This is a genomic window from Phyllobacterium sp. 22552, assembly GCF_052044585.1.
GTDB lineage: Bacteria > Pseudomonadota > Alphaproteobacteria > Rhizobiales > Rhizobiaceae > Phyllobacterium > Phyllobacterium ifriqiyense.
The window spans coordinates 216,671-237,258 of sequence record NZ_JBQENG010000003.1; the positions used below are offsets into that span (position 1 = coordinate 216,671).

Genomic DNA, 20,588 nt, shown 5'->3' on the forward strand with positions numbered 1-20,588 from the left:
AAGGATATACGATGTCGATAACCGCTGAACGCAAGCAGGCAGTGATCACTGAATATGCAACGAAGCCAGGCGATACCGGTTCTCCGGAAGTCCAGGTTGCAGTTCTGACAGAGCGCATTGTCAATTTGACCGAACATTTCAAGGACCACAAAAAGGATAACCATTCCCGCCGTGGTCTTCTCAAGCTCGTCTCGACGCGCCGCAGCCTTCTTGATTATCTCAAGAAGATTGATCAGAGCCGCTACCAGACGCTGATCGAAAAGCTCGGCCTGCGCCGCTAATAACGGATTGAAACCGGCGGTGACATTTCTGTCCCGCCGGTTTCTACTCATTCCTTCAAGGAATGAAGAATACCCATGAGACAGGTCATGGGGCAGGATTGCTGGCAACTCGTTATGCGAGTTGCAAATTGTCTTGCCCGTGATTGGTCTAAACGAAACGGAAGAAAGATGCTGCGATCCAAAGGGAAGCGCGTTTTTCTCCACTCAAGGACAAGATATGTTTAATCAACACAAAGTTGAAATCGAATGGGGCGGACGTCCGCTCATTCTGGAAACCGGCAAGATCGCCCGCCAGGCTGATGGCGCGGTTCTGGCCACTTATGGTGAGACAGTCGTGCTTGCCACTGTTGTTTCCGCCAAGGCACCAAAGGCTGGTCAGGACTTTTTCCCACTGACTGTCAACTATCAGGAAAAGACCTACGCAGCCGGCAAAATTCCTGGTGGTTACTTCAAGCGTGAAGGCCGTCCCAGCGAAAACGAAACACTGGTTTCGCGCCTGATCGACCGTCCGATCCGTCCTCTCTTTGCTGACGGCTACAAGAATGACACCCAGGTCGTTCTGACTGTTATCCAGCATGATCTTGAAAACAATCCGGACATCATCTCGCTGATCGGCGCTTCCGCTGCTCTGACACTTTCCGGTGTTCCTTTCATGGGCCCGATCGGTGGCGCACGCGTTGGCTACATCAATGGCGAATACCGCCTGAACCCAACTGTCGATGAAATGCCTGAATCGAGCCTAGATCTGGTCGTCGCCGGTACAGGCGAGGCAGTTCTGATGGTTGAATCGGAAGCCAAGGAATTGGCTGAAGACATCATGCTCGGCGCTGTCATGTTCGGTCATCGCAGCTTCCAGCCGGTTATCGATGCGATCATCAAGCTTGCTGAAGTCGCTGCCAAAGAGCCACGCGATTTCCAGACCGATGACCTTTCAGCAGCAGAAGCTGCTGTCCTCAAGCTTGTTGAGGCAGATTTGCGCGCCGCTTACAAGATCATTGACAAGCAGGATCGCTACAACGCGGTTGACGCTGCCAAGGCTAAGGTGAAGGCGCATTTCTTCCCTGAAGGCGTTGAAGAGCCAGAATTTTCCGCAGAAGAAATCGCGACCGTATTCAAGTCAGTTCAGGCGAAGATCGTTCGCTGGAACATTCTCGACACAGGCAGCCGCATCGATGGCCGCGATCTTTCAACAGTTCGCCCTATCGTTTCGGAAGTTGGTCTTTTGCCCCGTACACACGGTTCGGCTCTGTTCACCCGTGGTGAAACACAGGCCATCGTTGTTGCTACGCTCGGCACAGGCGAAGACGAGCAATATATCGACTCGCTGACCGGCATGTACAAAGAGACATTCATGCTTCACTACAATTTCCCGCCCTACTCGGTCGGTGAAACAGGTCGCATGGGTTCGCCAGGCCGTCGTGAAATCGGTCATGGCAAGCTTGCATGGCGTGCTATTCACCCGGTTCTGCCTGCCAAGGAACAGTTCCCCTACACGCTGCGTACAGTCTCCGAGATCACTGAATCCAATGGTTCATCTTCGATGGCTACGGTTTGCGGAACATCGCTTGCCCTTATGGATGCTGGCGTTCCACTGCTGCGTCCCGTTGCTGGTATCGCAATGGGCTTGATCCTGGAAGGCGAGAAATTCGCTGTTCTTTCCGACATTCTCGGCGACGAAGATCATCTTGGCGATATGGACTTCAAGGTGGCCGGTTCTGAAAATGGTATCACTGCTCTGCAGATGGATATCAAGATCGACGGCATCACCGAAGAGATCATGAAGGTTGCTTTGGCTCAGGCCAAGGATGGCCGTCTGCATATTCTTGGTGAAATGGCAAAGGCCATCACTGAAGGCCGTTCGGAACTCGGTGAATTTGCACCACGCATTGAAGTCATGAACATTCCGACCGACAAGATCCGTGATGTTATCGGTTCAGGCGGCAAGGTCATTCGCGAAATCGTCGAAAAGACGGGCGCGAAGATCAACATTGAAGACGATGGTACAGTTAAGATTGCATCGTCCTCAGCCAAGGAAATCGAAGCTGCCCGCAAGTGGATCCACTCGATTGTTGCAGAACCTGAAGTAGGCGAGATCTATGAAGGCACAGTCGTAAAGACTGCTGACTTTGGCGCCTTCGTAAACTTCTTTGGTCCACGCGACGGCTTGGTTCACATCTCGCAGCTTGCTTCCGATCGCGTTGCCAAGACTTCAGATGTTGTCAAAGAAGGCCAGAAGGTCTGGGTCAAGCTCATGGGCTTTGACGAACGTGGCAAGGTTCGCCTGTCGATGAAGGTTGTCGATCAGGAAACTGGCAAGGAAATCGTTCAGGAAAAGAAGGCTCAGGAAGACGCTGAGTAATCTTTCTTCCATGTAATAATAAAGGCGCGCCCCAGTGGCGCGCTTTTTTCTTGTTATAAATATCTATAGATGGACCCACTCATGGCCAACGGCGCTCTCCAGACACTGTTCCTTCCGTTCGAAGACGAGATACTGCCCGTGCCTGGTAAAGGCGCGTCATGGTTGTTTCTTGGCGCGGAAGCTGATCGCACTATTGCAGATGAGTGGAAGTCTATCCTGACCTGTCTTCAACCGTTCAAACCGGATTATCTCACCTTGCAGAAGGCAGGATTTAATGCCGTTCCTCGATTACAGGGCAACGAAGAATTTGACGGTGCGTTAATCTTGCTTGGCAAGCATCGTGGCCGCAACGAAGGCTGGTTGGCACAGGCATTGAATCAGGTCAAAGCAGGCGGGCGAATAGTTGTCTGCGGCAATAAAAAACTGGGTGTAGACAGTTTCCGCAAGACCGTAGAAAGCATTGCTCCGGTAGAAGACAGGCTGTCAAAAAACCACGCAGTGGTCTTCTGGTTCAACCGCTCTGTAGAGATAAATAAAGAGAAAGTTCAGTCACTTATACCGACGCCAACGCAAGTTGAAAGTCGTTTCAATACGGCGCCAGGCATGTTCTCACACACCGCTATCGACAATGGTTCAGCAATGCTGGTCAAGCATTTCGCAGGACGCATCAGCGGTCATGTAGCGGACTTTGGAGCGGGCTGGGGTTATCTTGCCAGTGAGGTGCTGAAATACCCCGAAAAGCTGAAATCGCTGGATCTGTATGAGGCCGATTTCGAAGCGCTGGAAGCTGCTAAAACCAATATTACTGGCGGCGAAATACCAGTTAAATTTCATTGGCATGATGTAAATAGTGAAGCAATTACAGAGATTTACGACACGATCGTAATGAATCCGCCATTTCATGCCGGGCGAAGCGCCGATCCTACAATGGGGCAGGGATTTATCGCAGCGGCTGCAAAACGGATGAAGCCGGGTGGTCGGCTCCTACTCGTTGCCAACCGGCAAATGCCCTACGAGGCAGGACTGAAATCGTTGTTCAAGCACGTGACGCCCATTGAGGACAATTCCGGGTACAAAATCATTGAAGCGAAGAAGTAGTTCTACCGCACGCAACTAATTTTCGGCCTAGGGTAGAAAATTCTCGGTCATTTTCGTTGGTTTTTCGGTGAAAATCTGCCGATTCTCTAAATTTTAGGTTCAAACCGGCAGATCAGTTCTCAATTATAGATACTGGCTGGAGATTATTCCTTGCCGTCATCGGATTTTTTCAGCTCTTCCAATGTAGGCATTGAAACAATGTTATAGCCGGAGTCCACATAGTGGATTTCGCCAGTCACGCCGCTTGATAGATCTGACAGGAGATAGAGGGCCGAACGGCCAACGTCGCCAATATCAACCGTGCGTCGCAAAGGTGCGTTGCGCTGCTGATAGGAGAACATGGCGCGGGCATCGCCAATGCCAGCACCCGCTAAAGTCCGCACAGGACCCGCAGAGATTGCATTGACGCGAATTCCTTCTGGACCATAATCAGCGGCCAGATAACGCACCATGGCTTCAAGAGCGGCCTTGGCGACACCCATGACATTGTAGTTCGGCATAACGCGGGTGGAGCCGCCATAGGTCAGCGTCAGGATAGAGCCACCTTCCTTCATCAGCTTTGAAGCGCGCTGCGCGACCTCGGTAAAGGAATAGGCTGAAATAACCATTGTCCGCGAGAAGTTATCGCGCGTGGTTACATCCGCATAGCGGCCCTTCAATTGTGATTTGTCGGAAAAACCGATGGCATGCACGACAAAATCGATCGTGCCCCATTCTTTTTCCAGGGTCTCGAAAACAGCGTCGACTGTTGCAATGTCTTCGACATCACAGGGGAGCAGCAACTTGGAGCCAAGCTGTTCGGCCAAAGGTGCCACACGCTTGCCAAATGCATCACCCTGATAGGTGAAGGCAAGCTCAGCACCATTGTCGGCGAGTTCCTTGGCAATGCCCCAGGCAATGGAATGGCTGTTCGCGACTCCCATGATGAGACCGCGCTTGCCCTTCATCAGATCACCCATTTTGATTCCTCAACCCTCGTAGCGCTGGAAGACCAGCGACGCATTCGTGCCGCCAAATCCGAAGGAATTGGTCAGGACTGTGTTTAATTTTACATTGTCGATGCGCTTGCGCACGATTGGCATATCTTCAAATGCCGGATCGAGTTCTTCGATATTGGCGCTTTCCGCGATAAAATCATTGTTGAGCATCAGCAGCGAATAGATCGACTCATGCACACCTGTCGCGCCCTGCGAATGGCCGGTCAAAGATTTGGTGGCAGAAATCGGCGGGCACTGATCGCCGGAGCCGAAAACTTCGCGGATCGCCTCAATTTCCTTCAGATCCCCAACAGGTGTAGAAGTCGCATGCGGATTGATATAATCGACCTTGCCCTTGACGTTGGCGATAGCCATACGCATGCAGCGTGCAGCGCCTTCGCCGCTCGGTGCAACCATATCGGCCCCGTCAGAGGTCACGCCATAGCCGACCAGTTCGCCGTAAATCTTGGCGCCGCGCGCTTTGGCATGTTCCAACTCTTCAAGAACGAGAACACCTGCGCCACCGGAAATGACAAAGCCATCGCGATTCTTATCGTAGGCACGCGAGGCGACGGACGGCCGGTCATTGAATTTCGATGACATCGCGCCCATTCCGTCAAACAGCACGGAGAGCGTCCAGTCCAGATCTTCGCAGCCACCAGCAAACATCATGTCCTGTTTGCCATATTGGATCATCTCATAGGCATTGCCGACGCAATGGTTGGAGGTCGCGCAAGCCGAAGAGATAGAATAATTCACGCCTTTGATCTTGAACCATGTAGCAAGCGTTGCCGACGCAGTTGAAGACATGGCCTTTGGCACAGCGAAGGGCCCGACTTTTTTGCTGGAGCCGGATTCAATGGTCTTCTCAGCGGCCTCAACAATTGTTCGTGTGGAGGAGCCGCCAGAGCCCATGATGATGCCGGTGCGCTCATTGGAGATATGGCTCTCGTCAAGGCCGGCATCAGCAATGGCCTGATCCATGGCTACATGGTTCCATGCCGTGCCGCCGCCGTGAAAACGCATGGCGCGCCGGTCAACCAGAGTAGACGGGTCGAGCGTTGGAGCGCCCTTGACCTGGCTGCGAAAACCATGGGCTGCATATTCTTCTGCGAAGACGATGCCCGATTTCGCTGTACGCAGGGATTCGAGAACCTCCTGCACATTATTGCCTACAGAGGACACAATACCCATGCCCGTCACAACCACTCGCCGCATTGCGATCTCCTTAAAGGTATTGCATCGGCTTACGCCGCGCTTTCCTTGAACAAGCCAACCCGCAGGTCGGTTGCCTTGTAGATAGTCTCGCCATCGACCTTTAGCCAGCCATCGGCAATGCCAAGGACCAGACGACCGCGCATTACACGCTTGAAATCAATGCCATATTCGACAAGTTTATTTTTTGGCGTAACCATTCCGGTGAATTTTACCTCGCCCGTGGATAGAGCGCGGCCTTTGCCAGGTTCGCCGAGCCAGCCGAGATAGAAGCCGGTCAATTGCCACATGGCATCGAGTCCGAGACAACCTGGCATGACCGGATCGCCAATGAAGTGGCAGGGAAAGAACCAGAGGTCAGGCTTGATATCGAATTCAGCGCGGATATAGCCCTTGCCGTTTTCACCGCCCGTTTCAGAAATCTCGGTAATGCGGTCGAACATCAGCATAGGTGGTGCTGGCAGTTGGGCATTGCCCTGACCGAACATCTCTCCACGGGCGCAAGCCAGGAGCTCTTCGTAGCCGTAGCTTGATTTCTGTTCTGGCATTCTTTCTCCCATCGGTAACTTCAAATCTTGCGCTTGGGGCACACGACATCCAGGCTGCAGGACCCTATCATAGAGTGTTTCCGCCTGAAAACGCTTCCTAGAGCAAACCACGCGCAAATGGAACCCTTGCTTTCACTGGAAACAGTGCGAAACTTATGCGACTGAATCCTTGGCAAAGCACATATTATCGGCGTATTTGCTGCCTATTGATCGATTTCGCAAGACGGCATATATGAATGGTGTAGCACGCTGAATAAAAATCTGTTGTGCGACTTTGGATATCAGTTAACGGAGTGGCACAAGCGCCATGCATATTTCTTATGAAATTGACGCCGACGTTCCCTTACAGGAGCGCCTGCGCTTTGCTGGTCTGAGGCCCACCCGTCAGCGTATTGCCCTTGCAAACCTTATTTTCTCCAAAGGCGACCGCCATCTTTCAGCCGAAGAGCTGCACGAAGAGGCGCTTGGCGCCGATGTGCCCGTTTCGCTGGCGACGGTCTACAATACACTGCATCAATTCACGCAAGCCGGAATGTTGCGCATTCTGGCGGTTGAAGGTGCAAAGACTTATTTCGATACCAATACCTCCGACCATCATCACTTTTTCGTTGAAGGTGAAAACGAGGTCATCGATATTCCAGATGGCTCCGCCATGGTAGGTCATCTGCCGCCTGTTCCTGAGGGCATGGAAATCGTCAACGTCGATATCGTCATTCGACTGCGCAAGAAGCGCGGCTGAAGCGCAGAACGGTCGAGCTTCCAAGGGAAAGCTTGATACGCATCTTTCTGTAAAGCGCCGACGCTGTAAACATCGCCTTCCGCCTCCTAACTTCGCTTTCAATGATGCGCTTTCCTGCCTATGCCGGAACCGTAATCTTTTGTGATTGCATGGGCGCACGGGATATTTCTTCGATCATTTTGCCAAATTCACAGGCCGCATCAGTTTTATTGCCTTCACTCCATGCAAGAACAAAAGCAGCGTCGGGCAGCGGCGGCAAGCCATATTGACCATCAACAATTCGCATGCCGGGCCTCACATCATCATCGGGCATGATGGTAATTGCCAGTCCCGAGAGAACAGCGGCGTGAAGGCCATGCTGGCTTGGCGAGGTGAAAACAATGTGCCAGCCCAAATTGGTCTCTTCAAGGGCAGTGGCGCAGGCACGCCGATGAAAACAGGGCGAAGGGGACAAGGCAAGCGGCAGCGATGCACCGGGAGCAAGCGTAAAATTGTCAGCTGCTACCCATACTTGCCGTGTTTTACGCAGGACGGAACCACAATCCGCGTCATTTTCCTTGCATAGCAGCACTGCCAAATCGAGTTGCCCGGCGGCAACCATCGCTGTCAAATCAAGATTGGGGCTGACATTCACATCAAGGGTAATGGAGGGATATGTGCGGCCGAACTGGCAAAGCAGATGCGCCAATTTATCACCCAGGAAATTTTCGATAACGCCGAACCGTACGATCCCTGTGACTGGCGACGGATTGAACCGCTGGGACAGACTGTCCAGCATCACAATAATCTGTTTGGCGCATTGCAAGAAATCGACGCCGCTCGGGGTCAAAGTTAAAGCGCGCGTTGTCCTGTAGAGCAGAGGCGTGCCGACCTGTTCCTCCAAACGTCTTATCTGATGGCTGATCGCCGATTGGGTCAGGTGCAAACGTTGCGCTGCATGGGTGAAGCTGCCGGTATCGACGACGGCAATGAAAGCGCGCAAAAGCGGGGGATCAAAGTCGGGATTCATTTCATGACCAATGTTAATTAATACGCGAAATTATATCATTTCTATCATAAGACATCTCCCTTTACAACGATAGTCACGGGGCACCTGCTGCTTGGCCCTCCGGCATCGTTTAACCAGAGAGTATTTACACATGATCAGTTCTACCTCGGCCAAAACACCGCTTGCTTTGGCAGCGGTCTGTTTGGCTTCGCTCATGTTCGGGCTGGAAATCTCCAGCGTCCCGGTCATCTTGTCAGTCCTGGAGCAGGTTTTGCACGGCAGTTTCAATGAGCTGCAATGGGTCATGACCGCCTATACGCTGGCTTGCACCTCGGTCCTGATGGCAGCAGGGACGCTTGCTGACCGGTTTGGCCGCAAGCGGGTCTTTTTGATCAGTATTGTAATGTTCGGTGTGACATCGCTGGTTTGTGGTTTGGCACAAAATATGGCTGTGCTGATTGCCGCCAGATTTCTGCAAGGGATCAGCGGCGGCATCATGCTGATCGGTCATATATCGGTTTTGTCGCATTTATTTTCCGACGCCAAACAGCGCGCCCGTGCCTTTGCTGTATGGGGCGTCATTTTTGGCATAGGCCTAGGATTCGGACCCATTATTGGCGGTATGATTCTGGCACTGCTGGATTGGAAATGGGTGTTTCTGGTTCACGCGGTTGTCGCAGCTGTAACCTTTGTACTTGCCTATGCGGGCGTGACGGAATCCTCGGATCAGGAAGCCAAGTCGCTCGACTTTTTTGGCATGGGAACCTACTCGGTTGCGGTTTTCTGCCTCGTATTTTTCATCACGCAGGGGCCTGTTACCGGGTTTGCCAGCACTCTTGCTCTGAGCGCGATCGGGCTGTCTCTAGCTGGTCTTTTCGCCTTTGTAATGATCGAGCGGCACCATCCCTATCCCATGTTTGATTTTTCGGTCTTCAAGGTGCGGAGTTTTTCCGGTGCAATGTTTGGCTCCATGGGCATGAATTTTTGTTTCTGGCCATTCATGATTTATCTGCCGCTCTATTTTCAAGCCGCGCTTGGCTATAGCAATGTGGCGACGGGACTTGCCGTCCTTGCCTATACGCTGCCAACCTTGATTGTCCCGCCTATTGCCGAAAAGCTGACCCTGCGATTCGGACCCGGTACTGTCATTCCGATGGGACTTTTCATCATCGGTCTTGGCTTTGTTTTCATGTGGTTGGGATCAGGCATGGAAAATGCAAGCTGGCTAACCATGCTGCCCGGTGCGGTGCTCGCGGGAACAGGCTTGGGCCTGACCAATACGCCAGTCACCAACACTGCAACTGGAGCTGTGGCAAGCAACCGTGCCGGCATGGCGTCGGGGATTGATATGAGTGCGCGCCTGACTGCGCTTGCAATCAATATAGCGCTTATGGGCTTTATCCTTATCAGTGGTGTTTCGGCGCATTTGCAAAGCGTTGCGCAAGAGGCTCTGTCCGGAACGACGCTCTATTCGGCAGCAGAGCGCATCGCATCAGGAAACCTTGCGGCAATAGCAACCGAATTGCCGGGCCTTTCCGCCTCGGTCATTCGGTCTGCGCTTATCCATGGCTATGGCTGGGTGCTGCTTTACGGTGCAGTCTCGGTGTGGATTCTGGCGCTTTGCAGCTATTTGGTTTTCCGGCCAAAGCAATTGTCGGAAAAAATAGCCTCGGCCTAATCCTCGAATTTCTCGCCGGGATAGGCACCCCAAATCTCGTTCTGGCGCATCCAGCCGCTTGCGCCACCAAAAACCACACGGCAGTAATCACCATTGCAATTCTTCAATGTGCCAAGAACACCCGGCTGTACTTTCGCAACAACGGGTGTCTTGTCATCTGCCTTGGCAAAGACATTGAGCATGACCCCGTCCTTGTCCTTTTGCCAAGGTGCAGTCATGCCGGTCCGTTTGCCTGACAGCAATGATTGATACACCCAGCCCTCAGTGCCTTCCGAATCGCGTATCCGCCGCCAATTATCATATTCCTGGACAATTTCGACTGGCAGTCCGGATTTAAGAAACAGCCATGTCACCGCATAATCGCGTCCGGGGCCAACACGCAGATTGACGCGTCCGGGCTTGAGGCTGACGAAACGCGGCAGGGGTAACCCACTGGGGCCGATCTGCCCGGCGGCCTCGGCTTTGACAAGCGCGGGCAGGCTCAGCGGTGCTGCCGTAACGAGCGCTGCGGCAAGACTTGTGGAAACGGCGAAAAGGCGGAATTTCTTAATCGTCAACAATATTGGTCCTTCATCGTTCCGTTCAACCTGGTGATTTTCATCTGATCGCGGAACGATCCTTGTTTTTCTTTGTCTTCTATGTCTGGCCTTGGTAGACAGTTGTTCAGGCGTGACAAGTTTCGCGCCAGAGCGGCATAACAGCAATTGCAGTTTGCAATGGTTTGGTTAAAGAGCTCTCAATATTGCAGGCGAAAGGGAGGGGAATATCGGTGAGCAAAAAGCCTCTGGTCGTAATTACCCGCAAATTGCCGGACCCCATCGAAACGCGCATGCGCGAACTTTTCGAGGCACGGTTGAATGTTGATGATCGGCGGTTGACCAAGGTGGAGTTGATCGAGGCGGTTTCTCAGGCCAATGTTCTCGTGCCGACCGTAACCGACCGTATTGATGAAGAGGTCATCAAGGCGGCAGGTCCAAATCTCAAGCTGATCGCCAATTTCGGCAATGGCACCGACAATATTGATGTGGTAGCCGCGGCTGCACGCGGCATCACTGTAACCAATACCCCAAACGTTTTGACCGAAGACACCGCCGACATGACCATGGCACTGATGCTGGCAGTACCGCGTCGTCTCGTAGAGGGTGCGTCCATTCTGCTCGATGACGGAAAATGGGAGGGCTGGGGTCCGACCTGGATGCTTGGCCGCCGCATCTGGGGCAAACGTCTCGGCATTGTTGGCATGGGCCGCATCGGCACTGCCGTTGCCCGCCGCGCCAAGGCCTTTGGCCTTTCAATCCATTATCACAACCGTAAGCCGGTGAGCCCGAAGACCGAAGAAGAGCTGGAGGCGACCTATTGGGAAAGCCTCGACCAGATGCTGGCGCGGATGGACATCATATCGGTCAATTGTCCCTCGACACCCGCGACATTCCATTTGCTCTCTGCCCGCCGCATTGCGCTGATGCAGCCAACTGCCTTTATCGTTAATACGGCACGCGGCCAGATCATTGACGAGCAGGCGCTGATCGACCAATTGGATCAGGGCAAATTGTCCGGCGCAGCGCTGGATGTGTTTGAACATGAGCCAGCCGTTAATTCCAAGCTGCGCAAACTGGCCAAGGCGGGCAAGGTGGTCATCCTCCCGCATATGGGCTCCGCTACGCTGGAAGGTCGTATTGATATGGGCGAGAAGGTCATCATTAATATCCGCACCTTTATCGATGGGCACAGACCGCCCGATCGCGTGTTGCCAAGGGACCGGTGAGAATTTATCGAGATTTGGCAAACCTGTTTTGCGTGGTTCGCCCTTCGACAAGCTCAGGATGAGCTCACCATGAGGAAGATTGGCTGATTGCAAAAGAAGCAGAACGCATAGAGCCAACAAGTTGGCTCTATCTGCTGCACCCCACCACATTCCTCATGGTGAGCCCCGTCGAACCACGCAAAACGCCAATGCTAGGATTTTAAATAACACTGATCGAACCGTCAGTGCTAATACAAAGCTCACGCTCAACAAACCCTGCAAAGTCTCCGCGATCCATCCGCAGGGCCATCGGCGTTGCATGGCCCATTTCCTGCGCAACGATGAGGCCAAGCAGCAAAATTGCGTCGGGCTCGTGCAGGACGATTGCGGCAGGCGCCAGACCCGCCGAGACCAGTTCCAGCAAAACGGCTGCTGCCGAAGATGAGCCAATCGTTCCCGGCAGGCAAAGCACTTTGCCGGTGATCGAAACACCATGCTGCGGATGGCGGACATCGGCGATCAAGCCTGTCTTGGGGTTAACCCCGCCCCAGAAGCTGATCGGCGCGGTCAGCACCAGCGCATCGGCACGCGTCGCTTGCCCTTGAACCAGAATTTCCGCCCTCATGGCGATGCACCAAAGACAGGACGCGCCAATATAGCGCTTTCCACGCATTCAGCCATGGAGCCGTAAATGACGCCATAGCCCGTATTGCCCGGCGCGTAATGGGCGAATTTGCCGGAATTGGTCATAAGCACCGCGCCTTCAATATCCGGCAGAATCGGCGTAACCACAACACAGGTATCAGCGACAATGACCACGCCCGACGCCTCCAGCGACTGGCGGCGGCCATTGCCCTCCAATGCGGCAAGCGCGTGGCGTCCAGTGCAGGCATAAAGCGGAATCTTGAGTTTGCGTCCGGCAATGAGGGTTTCAAGCCGGTCAAACTCCGACACCGAAAGATGAGGGCTGCCAATGGCGACGGCATCAATGCGCGCCATGTCGCGCGCGGTGGAAAGACGGCGGCGCGAATCCGCAATCATCTCGTTCGTTACATGGATGACCGCTTGCGGCGCTTGATGATGTAGCGCGGTCGCCAGATCCGGCGCTTCCGGTGTCACGCCTGCTACATGGAAAAGTCCGACAGCGCCCGCCGAAGCCGATGCAGCGCCGAAAGCTTTCAAGGCATCTTCCCCGGGATGAGCATGGACCCCAGCCACAACGCCAATGGCAGCGCCAATCTCGCGGCCAAACAGACTGCCAAGAATGGGCCATGCAACTTCCGAGCGCAAAAATGCCGGATCAATCGCACCGACGTCAAAAATGATTGTGGCGCGGCGATTTTCCGGCCGGTGCAGCCCGTAATAGGGGGCAAAACCGGCAATGGCGCAGGCAATATCAAGAAAATCGCCATAGCGATTGGTGCGTGCGCCCAGTACTGAGTTGCAGAACACAACCGCATTGGATTCGCCCCATGCGACATCGCTGCCAAGCGCCGGACGATGACCGGCCTGATAGGGCGCGCAGGTCCAGCTTGGCTCGCAGCCAAGCACGCGATAGGCGTCCATCATTCGCCGCGCCATATCGCGCTCATGGGCTGGCAAGCGATTTTTAGAACAGCCGGTAAGATCAAGCGAGCCGACATTCAGCGTGGCGCGCACGGCAACCTTGGCGCCGCCCTCAACCAGCTTTTCTGCGAAAAGCGTGCCGCTATCGCCATGGTAAAGCGCGCCATCAATATGCGCGGAGGCAATCGGGATCAGCGATGGCGCACCCATTAGCCGCGCTGTCGCAGCAACGATACGCATGGCCATGGCGGAACCTTCGCCGCGCGAACCGCTGGCAATTGCGCGCTGTTCCTCGGAAAGTTCAAGCGCCATCGGCTTTTCTGGCCCGGTATTTGATTGTTTCAAAGCGAGAGGTCAGCGCATCGTAAAGCAGGAGCTTGCCGATCAGCGGCTCGCCTATGCCGGTGACAAGCTTGATGACCTCGGTTGCCTGCAAGGTGCCGATGACGCCGGGAAGGACGCCAAGCACCCCCGCTTCGGCGCAGGCAGGAACAAGCCCGGGTGGCGGCGGGTTTGGAAAAAGATCGCGGTAGGAGGGATTTGAACCCCCGTCGCTGTTGGTGGCATAGGGCATGAGTGTGGTCAGCGATCCGTCAAACCGCCCCAGCGCTGCCGAAACCAGCGGGCGCTTTTGAGCAAGGCAAGTATCGGCCAGCAGATAGCGTGTATCGAAATTATCTGAGCCATCGACAACAATATCGTAGCGGCAAACGAGATCGGCGGCATTGTCGGGCGCAAGGCGCATATCATGCACCTCGGCGATGACATGCGGATTAATCGCTGCGATTGCTCGCGCCGCGCTTTCTCCCTTGGGGGAGCCGACCAGCTCGGTCGAATGGATGATCTGCCTTTGCAGATTTGACAGGGAAACACGGTCATCATCGACAATGCCGAGTGTGCCAATGCCCGCCGCAGCCAGATATTGCAGCACAGGCGCACCAAGCCCACCCGCGCCCACCACGAGCACGCGGGCGCGCTTCAGCTTTTGCTGACCAGGGCCGCCAATTTCACCAAGAATGATATGGCGGGCATAGCGTTCAACTTCAGAAGAGGAAAGGGCAGTATTCGGCTGATCGATCATGCTGCTACTCTAGGGGATGATGAACCTGAAACCAATGCGCCGAATTATCCCTCCCTCAAGGAAAACACCACCACCTCTTCGTCATCCTCGGGCTTGACCCGAGGATCCAATTTTCCACCATCTGTCTTTGGACCCTCGGATCAAGCCCGAGGGTGACGGAGAGGTGGTCTGGATGGAATGTCACGGAGATGCCCGCGGTATTATTGCGATCATCCCACCTTTCTTACGGTGAACCCCCTGAGCTTGTTGAAGGGCGAACCACCCAATATTTATGTGCAGCTCTCGTGCTACGCCAAAAACTTCAGCCCGCCGATACCGGCAACAATCAACCCGATACAGACAAGCCGCACCACAGTAGCAGGCTCGCCGAAAATATACATGCCAAGCAGCGCGGTGCCCACTGTGCCAATGCCGGTCCACACCGCATAGGCGCTACCCACTGGCAGATCGCGTAGGGCAAGACCAAGAAGCACGACGCTGATAATCATGCTGCCAGCGGTGAGAATTGAAGGCGTAAACTTGGTAAAGCCATCGGTATATTTGAGCCCGATGGCCCAGCCGATTTCGAAAAGTCCTGCGGTTATGAGAATAATCCAGGCCATGACGACCATCCTTTTGAACTGTCGGGCCGTCCCGGATTTGTCTGAAGCGCATTATCGCGTGAAGGTCGTCCTTCACAGATTGATTTAAGGTCGGACGGCGAATTAGGCAAGCCAGCGACGCGATGAGTATTTTTGGTGTTTAACATCAAGGGGAGTGAAAGAGCAGAACAGTCCTTCCCACAAACGGTTTGAAACTATATTCTCCAACTCAGTCGCGAGGGTTTCTCGCCGCAAAAGCAAGGCAAGAGCCGGGGGAGAACGGATGCCATGCCCGAAACGCGCCGCAAGCTGACCACGATCTTTTCCGCAGATGTGCAGGATTATACGCGCATGATGCGCGCTGACGAAGAAGGCACGCTTGACACGCTCAAGCTTTACAGGGAAGCGATGAGCAGGCTGATTGAGGCACATTACGGCCGGGTCATCAACACTTGGGGCGATGGGTTGATCGCGGAGTTTTCCAGCGTCGTGGAGGCGGTGCGCGCTGCCCTCGATGTGCAAACGGAACTTGCCGGTTATAATGCCGACCGTCCGGATGAAACCCGCATGCTGTTTCGTATCGGCATCAATCTTGGCGATGTGATTGCAGAAGGCGACGATATTTACGGGGACGGCGTGAATGTTGCTGCGCGCTTGCAGGCATCGGCTTCTGCTGGCGGCATCGTTATATCCAATACGGTCTATGATCAGGTTCGCAACAAACTGGCGGTCGGATTTGAATGCCTCGGGCAACTTCAGGTCAAGAATATTGAGGGTGGCGTTCTCAGCTATGCGGTGCGGATTGGTGAAGACACAAAGCAGGCGCAGCCTGTTACTCCTGCAGTAAATGACGGGTACAGAGCTGATTTGACCAGAACAGGCGCGACGGCCGCAGCATCTAAAAGCACAAGCCTGGCTTTGCTTGCGATCATTGCCATCGGACTGGTCGGCATCAATTTTCTCTCATGGGACGGCACCTTCTGGTCGCGCTGGCCGCTTCTTGTGTTGGCAGCAATATGGGGGCTGCGCTGGGCTAAAACGGCGGAGCGCATTGATCGCTTTATTGCCGCTCTTGTGGTCATCGGACTGACAATAGCGGGCATCAACATGATTTCCTGGGAAGGGAGATTCTGGGCGGCATGGCCATTACTCGCCATAGCAGTTATTGGAGGTATTCGTTGGGTCATGCGCTATCGCCGCAGTGCTGGCGGTTGATTACCGGCTTGCACCGGGAGCGAAGAAGGACTTCAGACTGAATTTTCTCCCCATCAACCACTTGGTAACCAAGTTTCTTCATTCTCTGTTCTCATCAGTACCTGCCATGGGCGCATGTTTTGCCCTCGGCCTCAATCCTGCCTTGTAAGCAGTGATTTTGCGGGGCGCTGATATGTATCGAGTAAGAGTTCGGGAAGCTTGTATCATGGCGTTTGCAGTCAAGACGGTTGGAGGCGCCAAGCCTGAAGCCAAAAAGGGCCGTCAGCCGGCGCGCGGCTTCCTTTCCGCGGCTATTCTTGCCGGTTTCGGGGTCGTTGGATCACTGGGTGCGGTTGCCGCTGTCGTCAGCCTGCAGCGCGCCTTTATCCCCCACGTTTCGGCAAGTGCCGGTGGCCAGGCTTTCAGCCCATTTTCCGGGCATGCCATGCAACATGTTGCCTATGATGCCAATCCAAGCGCACCAAAGTTCCCGCGTGTGCCGGAGTTGAACCGGACTGGCTGGCAGGTCAGTGACATGGATGAAGGCTCGGTTATCGGAAAGAACGGCGAAGTCATTGTCATTACCCCGCCCAAGCCGAAAGTGGTGATGGCATCAAAACCGCCGCTTGAGGCAGATGCGTTCGATGCGCGGGCTGCAGGGCTTGATACAATGCAGGTTTCGTCAATCTATACGCCTGTCCGATCCTATAGTTCTCTGGACGCGCCTGCTCCTGCCGAAATCGTCGCCTTGCAGGAGCCCGGCCCAGCCCTTGGCACGTCGCCGCAAGAACCATTCAGCCTTGTTCTGGCGGAGACTGATGTCGAGACGGAAGTTCCACTGCCCGGCATGAAGCCAAAGCGGCTTGCGGATGCGGCAAAGCGCGACGCGCAAGTCATGGCTTACGCGCCGCAGGAAAACAACATTCAGGATATGGCGCCGAGCTACAAGCCCGCTCCTGTTATTACGGCTCGCGCCCGAACGGCGATCTACAGTATCGAGCAGAAGACGGTCTATATGCCGAGTGGGGAGCGTCTTGAAGCGCATTCGGGTCTGGGGCCAATGCTAGACGACCCACGCTTCGTACATAAGAAAATGCGCGGTGCGACGCCGCCACATACCTATAAGCTGACCATGCGGGAAGCCCTATTCCATGGAGTGGAAGCAATCCGGCTCAACCCGGTCGACCCGAGCAAGATTTTCGGGCGCGATGGCTTGCTGGCTCACACTTACATGCTGGGCAAGCGCGGCGATTCCAATGGTTGCCTTGTGTTCAAGGACTACAAGCGCTTCCTTGCCGCTTTCAAACGTGGCGAAATTACACAATTGGTCGTGGTCGCCCGTTTGCCTGGCGGATCCACAAGTGTTGCGTCACGGTAAAGCCGTTGGTCTTGCGCAATTCCTGACGCAAAACCGCTGACGCTCTCGCTGCAATTGCTCCAAATGTTTTGCAAACTCAGTAATTTTGTATGGATGTTGTGCGTGCTTCGACAAGCTCAGCCTGAGGAAAGAAGTGGATTGCAATGTCTACTTGCAACGTCTCAGATTAGGCTCCCTGCCAGTCTCTACATTCCTCATGCTGAGCTTGTCGAAGCACGCACTAGCCATTTACTGGTCAAACGCAAGATACTCCAGGCGGTATGACCGCCTACCAGCTTACTTTAAGGCCAATATTGCCTTCGAAGACCTCACGTTTGTCGCCATCAATATCAAACGTATAGTCAGCCACAGCGAAGGCGCTGACCGATTTGTTGAAACTGTGAACGATACCACCGCCAAGTTCCAGCGAGGTGTTTTCACCTTCCGTGACAATATCATCGCCGCCAAACTTCACGCTGTCCTTGGTTTTGAACGAATGCCAGAGATTGGCCTTCACATAAGGTTGGAACAGACCGGATGATGTCTGATAGTTGCCTTGCAGCCTTGCGCCGACACGGCCTGTCCAGCCATCATCGGCGTCGAAGGCGATATCAGAAAACTCATCCTCCTGATCGTCCAGGGAGATATGCTGCCAGATGATCTGCGCCTGCGGCTCTAAAACCCAATTATCACTGAGCTTGAACGGATAACCACTCTCCAGCGATGCCGTCACGCCATTGCCTTCCACGTCAACGCCAACGCCCCGATCCGAACGGGCGGTGCCGCTAAACCAGCTTCCCATGACAACGGCATCGACATACCAGTTTGTGGGGCCGATATGGGTCCAATAAGCACCGGCGCTGTGGGTGTCCGTATCCATCTTGCCGGTCTTCAGATTGTTCCAACCAAGTGCTTGTCCCCGAATATCGGCATCAAGCGAAGCAAAGCCGTAGAATAGCCCGGCTGTATCCTTATGGCCGCTCTCGCTCTCATAGCGCAGAATGTCGAGTCCTGCCTGTACGCCCCAGAGCGTACCATCGATGGTCGGGGAAACGGTGCCGCCCCAACCCTGTTCGACGTCTTCGCCAAAGACACGGGCCCATGCGGCTGAACCGATCTCGCCCGGAGCAAGAATTTCCTGAGCGCCGCGCCGCTCGTGGAATGTGCTGAGCGTTGCAAAGGCTGTCTGCCGCAGTGCTGGAATTGCTGCCGAATAGGTTGGCACTTCGATGCGGTATAGAGACACAATATCGCCAAGGACGCGGGTTGCACCAGGCGTCGGCGGGGCTGAACCAGCCCCGGGCACCGGCGCCGGATTTCCGGGTATAGGCGGTGCGGATGGCGGCGGTGTTGGCGCTGCCGCTTCCGCCGGTGGTGGAGGCGCGACCGGTGCTATGTCTCCCGGCTGCACAGGCGGCGAGGGATCGACCGGATTCGGGTCGTCCGGATTTACCGGCAAAGGTGGCGCTGGCACTTGCTGTAGTGGCGGCGGTGGCGGAGATACTTCCGGCGGTTGCGGCTCGACGACCGGGCCAGGATCAACCGGCGAGGGTGCCGGAGCCGGGGCAGGTGGCTCAGGGGAGCTTACCAGCGTGGAGCGCAGATACCAGTTTTGTTCGCTGCCGTCGCTGATGCCGCCCTTGAAGAGGTAATATTCATAGGCACCTGCCGCGACAGCATTGTTGAGCGCAAATGTATTGCTGGTGGTCGTTGCACCATTGACGGTTTCTACCAGAAGAATGCCGTCCTGTGTCGTGCTGGCGCCGGTGCCGCCATTATTGATAACGCTGATGCCAGTCGTACCGGAAGCAACGCCGCCGTCAATGATGAGCTTATCGGAAGCTGAACTGTCATCGCCAAGCACAGTGTCTAGAAACAGCAGCCCACCATTACCGGTATAATTACCGGCAATGCGGAAGCTGTCACTTGTGCCGGTGCCATTGGTCAGATCAATGCGGCCTGCATTGGCTACATTGACGAACTGGCCAGCCACGAAGGATGCAACGGCTGAGTTTGCGCCGCCGCCAAATATAGTGCTGGTTGAATCAACCGAGAGGTTGCCCGTCTGCGTACCCGCATCGCCCAGTGTCAAGGCGCCATTGAAAGTAAGCTCGGTGTCATTGGTCGCAGCGATGTTTTCCCAATTTTGAAACCGCGAAACATTGTCTGCAGCGACATTGCTGAAGGTCAACGCGTCGCTGCCTGCGCCGCCCGTAACCTGTGTCGTCGCGCCAATATTTGCAGCGGTCAGATTGGTGAGTGTGGCAACGTCATTGTCGCCGCCCAGATCAATCGCTCCATAGATAATACCGCCACTGTCCCAGTTGAATGTGTCAGTGCCGAAACTGAGAAGGATGCTACCGCCGACGCTGCCGCCTGTAACTGTAACGCTGTCAGTGCCTCCGCTCACGCTGATATTGCCGCCGATCGTTCCGTTGGACAGTATGATCGTGTCGTTGCCGAAGCCAGTAACAAGATTGCGGTCAATGACACCGCCGGACATATCGAACAGATTGTCATCGAGCTTCATGTTGACGCGCCCGATGCGACCGCCAGTCATGATTGCCCGGTCGCCGTCATCAAAGGCATCGATGATATGTCCGCCCGACATGAAGAAGGTATCGAGATTGTCACCCTGGTTGAGGGAGCCGACAGAGCCGCCAGTCATACTGAAATTGTCTATGCCGCTGCCCTGCTGGACATTGCCGGTAATTGTACCGGAGCCAATTGTCACATTGTCGGCGCCTGCGCCAAAAACAATGCTTCCATTGACCGCGCCGCTGCCACCCGCAGGCATGGTAAGCGTATTGTTGCCGGTATTATCGGTGAGGCCGGTGCTGACGCCGCTATCGCAGACATAGGTGCTGTCGCCAGCTGTCGGCGTAAGATCGCAGGCTGCTTGCGCAACGCCGGAGAATGCGAGAAGCCCAAATGTTGATGTAGTTGAGGCAAGAAGGATGCCGGTTAGTATCGTCCTGTGTAATCCATTGCACAACACAGGTTTGCCGCGCAGAAAATCCAGAACCATCTACTTCCCCCCAAGTGCGATGTAGTGAACTCGATGCGGAAGTTAGGTAATACTTTAGGTGTAGACAAGCCATTTTATTGAAGAGTTGCAGATTAACTTAATAAAACCGGCAGAGGTGCGAACATCTCTGCTGGTTTCTTTGTGATGCTGGCTG

Annotated in this window: 18 protein-coding genes; 8 read left to right on the plus strand and 10 right to left on the minus strand. The window is 54.6% G+C overall.

Annotation, left to right across the window (positions count from 1 at the left end):
* The first annotated feature begins 11 nt into the window (after nt 1-11).
* The 3 genes from rpsO to ACTJI9_RS08275 all read left to right on the plus strand — a co-directional run bounded on the left by rpsO (nt 12) and on the right by ACTJI9_RS08275 (nt 3,738).
* Entirely contained in the window at nt 12-281 is a 270-nt protein-coding gene (rpsO, locus tag ACTJI9_RS08265; RefSeq protein ID WP_008122441.1) for a 30S ribosomal protein S15, read from the plus strand.
* A 217-nt stretch (nt 282-498) separates the two neighbouring features.
* Nucleotides 499-2,640, plus strand: coding sequence for a polyribonucleotide nucleotidyltransferase (gene pnp, locus ACTJI9_RS08270; protein ID WP_440807177.1), 2,142 nt, complete (start codon nt 499-501; stop codon nt 2,638-2,640).
* Between the two features lie 81 nt (nt 2,641-2,721).
* Nucleotides 2,722-3,738 (plus strand): class I SAM-dependent methyltransferase, encoded by a 1,017-nt coding sequence (locus tag ACTJI9_RS08275; protein ID WP_440807180.1) that lies wholly within the window; start codon nt 2,722-2,724, stop codon nt 3,736-3,738.
* Nucleotides 3,739-3,881: 143 nt separating this feature from the next.
* Here the strand turns inward: ACTJI9_RS08275 and fabI are convergent, their stop codons facing one another.
* From fabI to fabA, 3 genes are read right to left on the minus strand one after another with little or no spacing between them, the layout of a single operon-like run.
* Nucleotides 3,882-4,697, minus strand: a complete 816-nt coding sequence (gene fabI, locus ACTJI9_RS08280) for an enoyl-ACP reductase FabI (protein WP_115051414.1) — start codon at nt 4,695-4,697, stop codon at nt 3,882-3,884.
* 9 nt (nt 4,698-4,706) lie between these two features.
* Nucleotides 4,707-5,933, minus strand: coding sequence for a beta-ketoacyl-ACP synthase I (gene fabB, locus ACTJI9_RS08285; RefSeq protein WP_440807183.1), 1,227 nt, complete (start codon nt 5,931-5,933; stop codon nt 4,707-4,709).
* Nucleotides 5,934-5,962: 29 nt separating this feature from the next.
* The gene (gene fabA / locus ACTJI9_RS08290; protein ID WP_008122449.1) at nt 5,963-6,478 is read right to left on the minus strand and encodes a 3-hydroxyacyl-[acyl-carrier-protein] dehydratase FabA; all 516 of its coding nucleotides are present in this window, start codon (nt 6,476-6,478) and stop codon (nt 5,963-5,965) included.
* Between the two features lie 307 nt (nt 6,479-6,785).
* Here fabA and irrA point away from each other — a divergent pair, with 307 nt between their 5' ends.
* On the plus strand, nt 6,786-7,217 hold the full coding sequence (gene irrA, locus ACTJI9_RS08295; RefSeq protein ID WP_115051412.1) for an iron response transcriptional regulator IrrA: 432 nt from the start codon (nt 6,786-6,788) through the stop codon (nt 7,215-7,217).
* A 118-nt stretch (nt 7,218-7,335) separates the two neighbouring features.
* On the opposite strand, the gene ACTJI9_RS08300 is transcribed toward irrA, so the two are convergent.
* Entirely contained in the window at nt 7,336-8,226 is an 891-nt protein-coding gene (locus ACTJI9_RS08300) for a LysR family transcriptional regulator (RefSeq protein WP_337353531.1), read from the minus strand.
* Nucleotides 8,227-8,356: 130 nt separating this feature from the next.
* On the opposite strand from ACTJI9_RS08300, the gene ACTJI9_RS08305 reads away from it, so the two are divergent.
* On the plus strand, nt 8,357-9,883 hold the full coding sequence (locus ACTJI9_RS08305) for an MFS transporter (protein WP_440807189.1): 1,527 nt from the start codon (nt 8,357-8,359) through the stop codon (nt 9,881-9,883).
* Here ACTJI9_RS08305 and ACTJI9_RS08310 read toward each other — a convergent pair.
* Nucleotides 9,880-10,440 (minus strand): SH3 domain-containing protein, encoded by a 561-nt coding sequence (locus ACTJI9_RS08310; protein ID WP_440807192.1) that lies wholly within the window; start codon nt 10,438-10,440, stop codon nt 9,880-9,882. The two genes, ACTJI9_RS08305 and ACTJI9_RS08310, sit on opposite strands and share 4 nt — an antisense overlap.
* 206 nt (nt 10,441-10,646) lie before the next feature.
* Here ACTJI9_RS08310 and ACTJI9_RS08315 point away from each other — a divergent pair, with 206 nt between their 5' ends.
* Nucleotides 10,647-11,648 (plus strand): 2-hydroxyacid dehydrogenase, encoded by a 1,002-nt coding sequence (locus ACTJI9_RS08315; protein ID WP_440807703.1) that lies wholly within the window; start codon nt 10,647-10,649, stop codon nt 11,646-11,648.
* A 199-nt stretch (nt 11,649-11,847) separates the two neighbouring features.
* Here ACTJI9_RS08315 and ACTJI9_RS08320 read toward each other — a convergent pair whose 3' ends face one another.
* From ACTJI9_RS08320 to sugE, 4 genes are all read right to left on the minus strand, one after another.
* Nucleotides 11,848-12,252: an aconitase X swivel domain-containing protein gene (locus ACTJI9_RS08320; protein ID WP_307282395.1), complete on the minus strand. Its 405-nt coding sequence runs from the start codon at nt 12,250-12,252 to the stop codon at nt 11,848-11,850.
* Nucleotides 12,249-13,505, minus strand: coding sequence for an aconitase X (locus ACTJI9_RS08325; RefSeq protein WP_440807196.1), 1,257 nt, complete (start codon nt 13,503-13,505; stop codon nt 12,249-12,251). The genes ACTJI9_RS08320 and ACTJI9_RS08325 overlap by 4 nt, the downstream gene beginning before the upstream one ends.
* Entirely contained in the window at nt 13,495-14,274 is a 780-nt protein-coding gene (locus ACTJI9_RS08330; protein WP_336440674.1) for a molybdopterin-synthase adenylyltransferase MoeB, read from the minus strand. The genes ACTJI9_RS08325 and ACTJI9_RS08330 overlap by 11 nt, the downstream gene beginning before the upstream one ends.
* 287 nt (nt 14,275-14,561) lie before the next feature.
* On the minus strand, nt 14,562-14,876 hold the full coding sequence (gene sugE / locus ACTJI9_RS08335; RefSeq protein WP_307282400.1) for a quaternary ammonium compound efflux SMR transporter SugE: 315 nt from the start codon (nt 14,874-14,876) through the stop codon (nt 14,562-14,564).
* 267 nt (nt 14,877-15,143) lie between these two features.
* Here sugE and ACTJI9_RS08340 point away from each other — a divergent pair, with 267 nt between their 5' ends.
* Complete coding sequence (locus ACTJI9_RS08340) at nt 15,144-16,070, plus strand: adenylate/guanylate cyclase domain-containing protein (RefSeq protein WP_307282403.1); 927 nt, start codon at nt 15,144-15,146, stop codon at nt 16,068-16,070.
* A 205-nt stretch (nt 16,071-16,275) separates the two neighbouring features.
* Nucleotides 16,276-17,427, plus strand: coding sequence for a DUF2778 domain-containing protein (locus ACTJI9_RS08345; RefSeq protein WP_440807200.1), 1,152 nt, complete (start codon nt 16,276-16,278; stop codon nt 17,425-17,427).
* 268 nt (nt 17,428-17,695) lie between these two features.
* On the opposite strand, the gene ACTJI9_RS08350 is transcribed toward ACTJI9_RS08345, so the two are convergent.
* Nucleotides 17,696-20,434 carry an autotransporter family protein gene (locus ACTJI9_RS08350; protein ID WP_440807203.1) on the minus strand — a complete coding sequence of 913 codons (2,739 nt, stop codon included), beginning with the start codon at nt 20,432-20,434 and terminating at the stop codon, nt 17,696-17,698.
* Nucleotides 20,435-20,588: the final 154 nt, after the last annotated feature.

Coding starts and splice junctions, on each gene's coding strand:
- sugE (WP_307282400.1), bottom strand. CDS start 14,876: ATGGCCTGGATTATTCTCATAACCGCAGGACTTTTCGAAATCGGCTGG.
- ACTJI9_RS08340 (WP_307282403.1), top strand. CDS start 15,144: ATGCCCGAAACGCGCCGCAAGCTGACCACGATCTTTTCCGCAGATGTG.
- ACTJI9_RS08305 (WP_440807189.1), top strand. CDS start 8,357: ATGATCAGTTCTACCTCGGCCAAAACACCGCTTGCTTTGGCAGCGGTC.
- ACTJI9_RS08275 (WP_440807180.1), top strand. CDS start 2,722: ATGGCCAACGGCGCTCTCCAGACACTGTTCCTTCCGTTCGAAGACGAG.
- ACTJI9_RS08345 (WP_440807200.1), top strand. CDS start 16,276: ATGGCGTTTGCAGTCAAGACGGTTGGAGGCGCCAAGCCTGAAGCCAAA.
- ACTJI9_RS08320 (WP_307282395.1), bottom strand. CDS start 12,252: ATGAGGGCGGAAATTCTGGTTCAAGGGCAAGCGACGCGTGCCGATGCG.
- fabI (WP_115051414.1), bottom strand. CDS start 4,697: ATGGGTGATCTGATGAAGGGCAAGCGCGGTCTCATCATGGGAGTCGCG.
- rpsO (WP_008122441.1), top strand. CDS start 12: ATGTCGATAACCGCTGAACGCAAGCAGGCAGTGATCACTGAATATGCA.
- irrA (WP_115051412.1), top strand. CDS start 6,786: ATGCATATTTCTTATGAAATTGACGCCGACGTTCCCTTACAGGAGCGC.
- pnp (WP_440807177.1), top strand. CDS start 499: ATGTTTAATCAACACAAAGTTGAAATCGAATGGGGCGGACGTCCGCTC.
- ACTJI9_RS08300 (WP_337353531.1), bottom strand. CDS start 8,226: ATGAATCCCGACTTTGATCCCCCGCTTTTGCGCGCTTTCATTGCCGTC.
- ACTJI9_RS08350 (WP_440807203.1), bottom strand. CDS start 20,434: ATGGTTCTGGATTTTCTGCGCGGCAAACCTGTGTTGTGCAATGGATTA.
- ACTJI9_RS08330 (WP_336440674.1), bottom strand. CDS start 14,274: ATGATCGATCAGCCGAATACTGCCCTTTCCTCTTCTGAAGTTGAACGC.
- fabB (WP_440807183.1), bottom strand. CDS start 5,933: ATGCGGCGAGTGGTTGTGACGGGCATGGGTATTGTGTCCTCTGTAGGC.
- fabA (WP_008122449.1), bottom strand. CDS start 6,478: ATGCCAGAACAGAAATCAAGCTACGGCTACGAAGAGCTCCTGGCTTGC.
- ACTJI9_RS08325 (WP_440807196.1), bottom strand. CDS start 13,505: ATGGCGCTTGAACTTTCCGAGGAACAGCGCGCAATTGCCAGCGGTTCG.